Genomic DNA, 6,000 nt, shown 5'->3' on the forward strand with positions numbered 1-6,000 from the left:
ATTGGGTAATGTGCATAAGTTGAACCCCTCTGGGGTTCGGGAAAGGGTGTTATGTTATTTTCTACAAACCTTTCCCCCCTCTGGGGGATTTTTACAATTTAATAAACATGTATTAATTGCCCAAGGACAGGTGCACCAGAGGTGCAAAAGGTTTGTAGCATAAAAATATATAGAAATAGCCCTTGCCCCAGAGGGTCAAAACAAAACGCCTTGCTAATTAAACGACAAACAATTTGTGGGTTAACTTAAACTTATAGGACAAGCCGCTTCGTAATCGTTAACTTCAGGAATTGCATGGGGGAGGCGCATGTGATGTGCCTCTACATTTTAAAACATTAAATTAAACAGCTTCTTGCCCTCTTTATCCGAAGGATAGAGAGGGTGGTCCAGCGAAGCGTAGACCGGGTGAGTCAACTATGCGTTATGTTAAATTTACCCCTCCTGCACCAAATCCGTCCCCAAATCACCGGCAATATTGCTGAACAGCTCGTTCATGATCGATTCGACAGTGAGTGAATTGACATCATCAACATAATGCTCATTACGGGTTATCCACAGTTCGTGACCATTAATTACGATGCTGAATAATACGCCGTCGTAAACAGCGGGTAACGAAATTTCAACGATTTCATCTTTACGTTCAATCGTGAAGTTTAATTTGCTTTGTCGTTGTTCATGAAACAAAGGGTTCAGCTTTTCATGAAGCAGGAGGTATAATTGGTTTATGCCGATATCGGTATGGAGGGTGATGATTTTCATAATTTGGTATATTAGCGATGTATTAAATAGTACAAAACAGAGCTGGGGATTGTTTGAAGTTATAGTGCGCAGGCCAGCGTTAGGGATTGCAGTGTAAAGCCCGCAGCGCGTGTTGGGATAGGGTTGGAAAAGCGAGGACTTGTAACGGAAAGCCCGGCCCGTTAGCTAACAGGAACGCCCCAATTAACAGCAACGCTTCTGAAAAATATAATCAATAACCAGCAACTTACATTACATCATTATAAACGTCACACTTCACCCGCGATAACACATTTAAGTAATAACACACCAAACATCACTACATATGAATTACAAATTATTGGGCCGCTCGGGCCTTAAAGTTTCTGAACTGTGCCTTGGCGCAATGGGCTTTGGTACCGAAGGTGGCTGGGGAGCCGAAAAAGATGCCAGCTTTGCCATTATGGATGCCTTTGCCAAAGCCGGCGGCAATTTTATTGATACCGCAAACGTGTATAAACTGGGCACCAGTGAGAAGATCATCGGCGAATATTTGACTAATCACGATCGCGACTATTTTGTACTTGCTACCAAATACACTTTAAAAGATAATACCACCAACCCCAATGCATCGGGCAATAACCGCAAAAATATGATGCGGAGTGTTGAGGAAAGCCTTAAACGCCTCAAGACTGATTTTATTGATGTACTTTACCTGCACATTTGGGATAACATAACGCCGATTGATGAAGTGCTGCGAGGATTGGACGACCTGATAAAACAAGGTAAAGTTACCTATGCTGCTATCAGTGATACACCTGCCTGGATAGTATCAAAGGGAAATACCCTTGCCGAACTGATGGGCTGGAGCCAGTTCATCGCCTTGCAGGTGGAGTACAGCCTGCTGGCACGCACTGCTGAGCGTGAGCTGATCCCGATGGCGAAACATTACGGCATGACCGTTACCCCGTGGGCCCCGTTGGCCGGTGGTGCTTTAACCGGTAAATATCTGCGCGGAGAGCAGGGGCGTGTAAAAGCCGAAAGCAACCGTCGCAACAACAGGGCGCAAACTATTACTGAAGCAGTTGTTGATATTGCTGCTGAATTGGGTGTATCCGAAAGTCATGTTGCATTGCAGTGGATGATGGACAGGGATTTTAGCTGCATCCCGATTGTGGGCGCTACTAAAATAGATCAGTTGAATGATAACCTCAAAGCCATTGACACCAAATTAACCCCTGAGCATTTCAAAAAGCTCAATGAAGTTAGTGCTATTGAATTAGGTTTTCCTGGTGATTTTTTCAATGAGGATGCTGTAAAAATGAACAGCTTCGGCGGGTTTTATGATAGGGTTGAAAAAAGATAGCCTGCATTTTATTTATATATTTTTTGGTGTAAATTTAGGCGGGAGCAACAAGAAAGATTCCGCCTAAACTTATGAAAAAAGTCATAGTTCTGCTGTTTTTTGTATTTGTTTCTTGTACCGTGGCATGCGGTCAGGAACTCGTATCGGATGAGCAATTTCAAAAATTAATAGGATTTTTAAACGAGGAAAACTGGCAGGAGTCTGCCAAATTATCTGAAGATCTTTTACTGAAAATTCCGGCGAACAGGCAGGATGATGATGCTCCGGCTATAATAAGGTATATGTATATTACTTCTGAAGCCGGGTTGATGTATATGGGCAAAGTAACCAAGGCGGGGGCGTTAAAAAATGTCAGTGGTTTTACAGGTCACACCATTTTTTTGCCATCGCGTACAGTATCATTAAAATTTGGGCTCAATTATATCGTAAGTTCCGATACGAAAACAGATACCCTGTCAATATCCGGAACAAACAGAAAGGGTACGGATCTGTTCACTTTTGAAAGTATAGTGCCTGCTAAACCCATTACAAAAGATGAACTTAAGGGTTATGAGGGTAGGCTATTTAGGATAGGGGGGCGATTAAAATCAATAGATGTTGCGGGCAATATGCTTCCTCATTTTCTGATGGTAATAGATAACGCCATTTTAGAACCGGTTGATAAGCAATAAAAGCCGGTATAAATTGTTTTTTGGGCGAATCAGCATTGGCGTATACATCTGGATCCTCTGCGAGAGATACAGCTTCGGCGAGTTTTATCACAGGGTTGAGAAGAGGTAATTATCCCCTGTATTATATAAAAACTGTCATTTCGACTGAGCGAGGGCTGGCTTGAGCATTGGGGTGAAAGAGAAATCTTATACATCGTAAAAGCCGATCTGCATAGTTCGAATTGCGAGTCGTATAAAATTTCTCCTCACCCCACCCCGTTACCCGATCGATTCGTCGAAATGACATTTTGTTTATTAGTTTGCTGCCGTCTTAAAACTGCTTCAGGTAATTTTTACTGATCAGCTCGCCATACAGGATACCACTGTGCTGGTCCATGGCAAACCAGGGCGAGCCATATTGAAGTACCTGGATATTTTGTGCCGGCATAAAACTCTGCGCCAGCAAAAACTGTTTCTGATGAGCAGCATTTTCCACAACATCGAGCACGATAAAACAATGCCCCGGCGAGCCGCCACGGATAAATACATCACCCGGTTTTACGTTGTTGGGGTCGGTTACTGTTTTTAATTCTTTTTGAAGAGATAGTGTGCCGGCATAGCTGAACACCAGGTTCATGTAGTTTAAAAATGTTTTGTACGAATAATCGGGTTTGGATGTTAATACCCAATGATCGTTTTTGTAACGATAGCCTTTGGCATAATGCTCATAATCGCATTTAAAACCGCTGGTGAAGTTGAATGAAATTTGACTGTACTTTTTTTGCTGAAAAAGGTATTCGCCACGTAAACGCATTACGGCATCGGCACATTGCTGCAGGTCCTGGTTACCTACACTCATATCAATAACCGCAGCAGTGTAAACATCGGTACGGGCAACATCGCCTTTATAGGTTTTAGTTGGCGTACCCGGAGGTTTCAAGGGCAATGCCTGTAACCATGCCCCGAAACTACCGGGTGCAGTTGTTATGCGATGATAACCTGCCGGCACTGCAAATCTTTTAACAACATTATCAGGTGGGATAATATTTGTATTCAAAAGCAACAGCAGGCAGGCGATCAGGGCTTTCATAATGTTTTGGTTTGTTTTAACTGTCCATAAGGGTTATAAGGTACCGGGATCCCATCTACCAGTTTAAACGCCGAAAAGTGCAGGTGTGTTGGCGAGCGTTTTTTATATGCGTTATAACCTGTACGGCCAACCTCGGCAATTTTCTGCCCCTGCGTAACATAACTGCCCGGTTTAACAAAAATGGCGCTGTTATGGGCATAATAAGTAAAAACAGCGGCCTTAGGATGATAGATCCAGATGAACTTGCCGCCCCGCATAGCACTGTTTGATTCCCATTCGTTACAGCAGGCTATCACCCAACCATCGTCGACACTAAGCACATCAACAGGTTTTTGTGTACGGTCATCGATACAATCCTGGTTTTTATCGTTAATAAAAATATCATGGGCAGGATGAGCACCGTGTTTATTGCCGTCGAGATAGCGATAACCTTTGTCAAAATAACCATTCCCGTGTGTACCGCCTATCGCGCTGCTGTTATATCCTTTAAGTGGGAATACCCATTGGAGTTTTGGCTGAATGCGCTCGGCCCGTATCATTTCCAGTAAACCAATTCGTTTTAATACCATATCGAATTGCTTTTGCGCCTCCGCTTTTTTTATGCCGCCGTTTAAAACCGCGTTATTAAAGCTGTTGAATTTGGTAAAAGCAGCCGTATCTCGTTGAGCGAAAGCCCCCGACCCTATCAGTACGAAAAAACAAAACAGGATAAGTTTTTGCATAAGGTTTATAATCAATAACATTAACTAATAAGTCGCCAAAATATTATCCTATCCGGATATCATATTTGGCAAGCAAACCCGGTAAACCATGAAGAGAGAATTTGGCCTTTTTAATGATGTTATCATCCGGATCGATAATGAAATTAAAAGAAGTGCTCAGATCTGCGTTTTTTAATACAGTACGACTGAAAAAAGCGTTTTTGAGATTGCAGTTATTGAATTTACAGTCACTCAGATCGGCTTCGGTAAGGTCGGTCTCGATCATGGAACAATCGGTATAGGTAGCCTTTTTGTTCTTCTTTTTATAAAAAACGGCATTATCTAAAATGCAATCCTCAAAATGAACCTCAAACAAAAAGTCGTTGGCTTTGCCAAAGTTTACGCCGCTTATTTTGCAGTGTTTAAAGTGGATGTTTTGCAGGCCGGTATTGCCTAACTCTGCAAGGAGCAGGTTACAGGTATCAAACACGCAATCAACAAAGGTGATGCCTGCTAGCTGGGCATGAGAAAAATCGCAATTGATGAATTTGCAGTTTTCGTAAGTGGTGCCGGTAAGTTGACCGCTGGTTATTTTGGTGAAAGTTTGGTCTTCGTAGAGTAGGGTTTGCATGATAACAAATGTAAGGTTTAACAGGATTATGTGCGAAAGAGAGGCCGGTTGGTAGAAAAAATGTATGTTTAAGTCTTTAACTTAACTAATTAACCTTATCAAAAATATGGGAAATACTTATACCCAATTATATATCCACTTTGTATTCGCCGTAAAATATCGTGCATCTTTAATCGATGAAACATGGGGAGAAAGGTTGCGGCAGTATATAACTTCTATTGTTCAGAAACAAGAACATAAATTGATTGCTATTAATAATATGCCAGATCATCTGCATTTATTTGTTGGATTAAATCCTAATCAGGCAAGCTCTGATTTAATAAGAATACTCAAAAGTGATTCTTCTGAATGGATCAATAGAGAAGGATTAACACGCAGTAAATTTCAATGGCAGCAGGGGTATGGTGCTTTTAGCCATAGCAGATCATAGGTAGAGAAAGTTGTAAATTATATTGCAAGTCAGCAAGAGCATCATAGAAAGAAAACATTTTTAGATGAGTATCAACAGATATTAAAGGATTTTAATATAGAGTTTGATGAACGATACATTTTTAAACTACCGGAATAGAATGTTTTACAAGTGGAGCTCCTAAGGAGCTCTAAGATAGTTGCTTTATATGTTGCTACAAACCTGTTGTCCCGATGGGACAGATATTCCAGTTTACTTTTTAGCTATTAAACGGGAATAAACCTAATGCTTGCAAGGGCTTCCGATGGTAATGTCAATAAGCTAAAACTTTGATAATTGCGCCGTAGGTGCAAAAGGTTTGTCTCGTCCTAAAAAAAGTTTACAGGTTTTAAGATAATCCTGTTATGTATTTACAGGTTTGATAATGTCCTGAGAT

At 41.4% G+C, this 6,000-nt stretch carries 7 protein-coding genes; 3 read left to right on the forward strand and 4 right to left on the reverse strand.

The annotated features are described in order from the left end of the window. Positions 1-432: 432 nt before the first annotated feature. Positions 433-759: a hypothetical protein gene (locus AC59JO_RS29445; protein WP_497309970.1), complete on the reverse strand. Its 327-nt coding sequence runs from the start codon at positions 757-759 to the stop codon at positions 433-435. A 304-nt stretch (positions 760-1,063) separates the two neighbouring features. Here AC59JO_RS29445 and AC59JO_RS29450 point away from each other — a divergent pair, with 304 nt between their 5' ends. Together AC59JO_RS29450 and AC59JO_RS29455 are read left to right on the forward strand one after the other, a co-directional pair. Beyond that, on the forward strand, positions 1,064-2,083 hold the full coding sequence (locus tag AC59JO_RS29450; protein ID WP_497309972.1) for an aldo/keto reductase: 1,020 nt from the start codon (positions 1,064-1,066) through the stop codon (positions 2,081-2,083). Between the two features lie 71 nt (positions 2,084-2,154). Further along, on the forward strand, positions 2,155-2,754 hold the full coding sequence (locus AC59JO_RS29455; RefSeq protein WP_497309974.1) for a hypothetical protein: 600 nt from the start codon (positions 2,155-2,157) through the stop codon (positions 2,752-2,754). Between the two features lie 310 nt (positions 2,755-3,064). Here the strand turns inward: AC59JO_RS29455 and AC59JO_RS29460 are convergent, their stop codons facing one another. From AC59JO_RS29460 to AC59JO_RS29470, 3 genes are read right to left on the reverse strand one after another with little or no spacing between them, the layout of a single operon-like run. Next, positions 3,065-3,823, reverse strand: a complete 759-nt coding sequence (locus AC59JO_RS29460; protein WP_497309976.1) for a DUF4846 domain-containing protein — start codon at positions 3,821-3,823, stop codon at positions 3,065-3,067. After that, positions 3,820-4,545 carry a M23 family metallopeptidase gene (locus AC59JO_RS29465; RefSeq protein ID WP_497309978.1) on the reverse strand — a complete coding sequence of 242 codons (726 nt, stop codon included), beginning with the start codon at positions 4,543-4,545 and terminating at the stop codon, positions 3,820-3,822. The genes AC59JO_RS29460 and AC59JO_RS29465 overlap by 4 nt, the downstream gene beginning before the upstream one ends. A gap of 43 nt (positions 4,546-4,588) precedes the next feature. Then, entirely contained in the window at positions 4,589-5,155 is a 567-nt protein-coding gene (locus AC59JO_RS29470) for a pentapeptide repeat-containing protein (RefSeq protein ID WP_497309980.1), read from the reverse strand. 106 nt (positions 5,156-5,261) lie between these two features. Here AC59JO_RS29470 and tnpA point away from each other — a divergent pair, with 106 nt between their 5' ends. Beyond that, on the forward strand, positions 5,262-5,585 hold the full coding sequence (gene tnpA / locus AC59JO_RS29475) for an IS200/IS605 family transposase (protein WP_497309982.1): 324 nt from the start codon (positions 5,262-5,264) through the stop codon (positions 5,583-5,585). Positions 5,586-6,000 lie beyond the last annotated feature (415 nt).

The sequence above is a fragment of the Mucilaginibacter sp. A5337 genome (genome assembly GCF_059690695.1).

What these genes read in the sequence shown, in the direction of transcription:
- AC59JO_RS29445 (WP_497309970.1), bottom strand. Translation starts at nt 759, where the DNA reads ATGAAAATCATCACCCTCCATACCGATATCGGCATAAACCAATTATAC.
- AC59JO_RS29450 (WP_497309972.1), top strand. Translation starts at nt 1,064, where the DNA reads ATGAATTACAAATTATTGGGCCGCTCGGGCCTTAAAGTTTCTGAACTG.
- AC59JO_RS29455 (WP_497309974.1), top strand. Translation starts at nt 2,155, where the DNA reads ATGAAAAAAGTCATAGTTCTGCTGTTTTTTGTATTTGTTTCTTGTACC.
- AC59JO_RS29460 (WP_497309976.1), bottom strand. Translation starts at nt 3,823, where the DNA reads ATGAAAGCCCTGATCGCCTGCCTGCTGTTGCTTTTGAATACAAATATT.
- AC59JO_RS29465 (WP_497309978.1), bottom strand. Translation starts at nt 4,545, where the DNA reads ATGCAAAAACTTATCCTGTTTTGTTTTTTCGTACTGATAGGGTCGGGG.
- AC59JO_RS29470 (WP_497309980.1), bottom strand. Translation starts at nt 5,155, where the DNA reads ATGCAAACCCTACTCTACGAAGACCAAACTTTCACCAAAATAACCAGC.
- tnpA (WP_497309982.1), top strand. Translation starts at nt 5,262, where the DNA reads ATGGGAAATACTTATACCCAATTATATATCCACTTTGTATTCGCCGTA.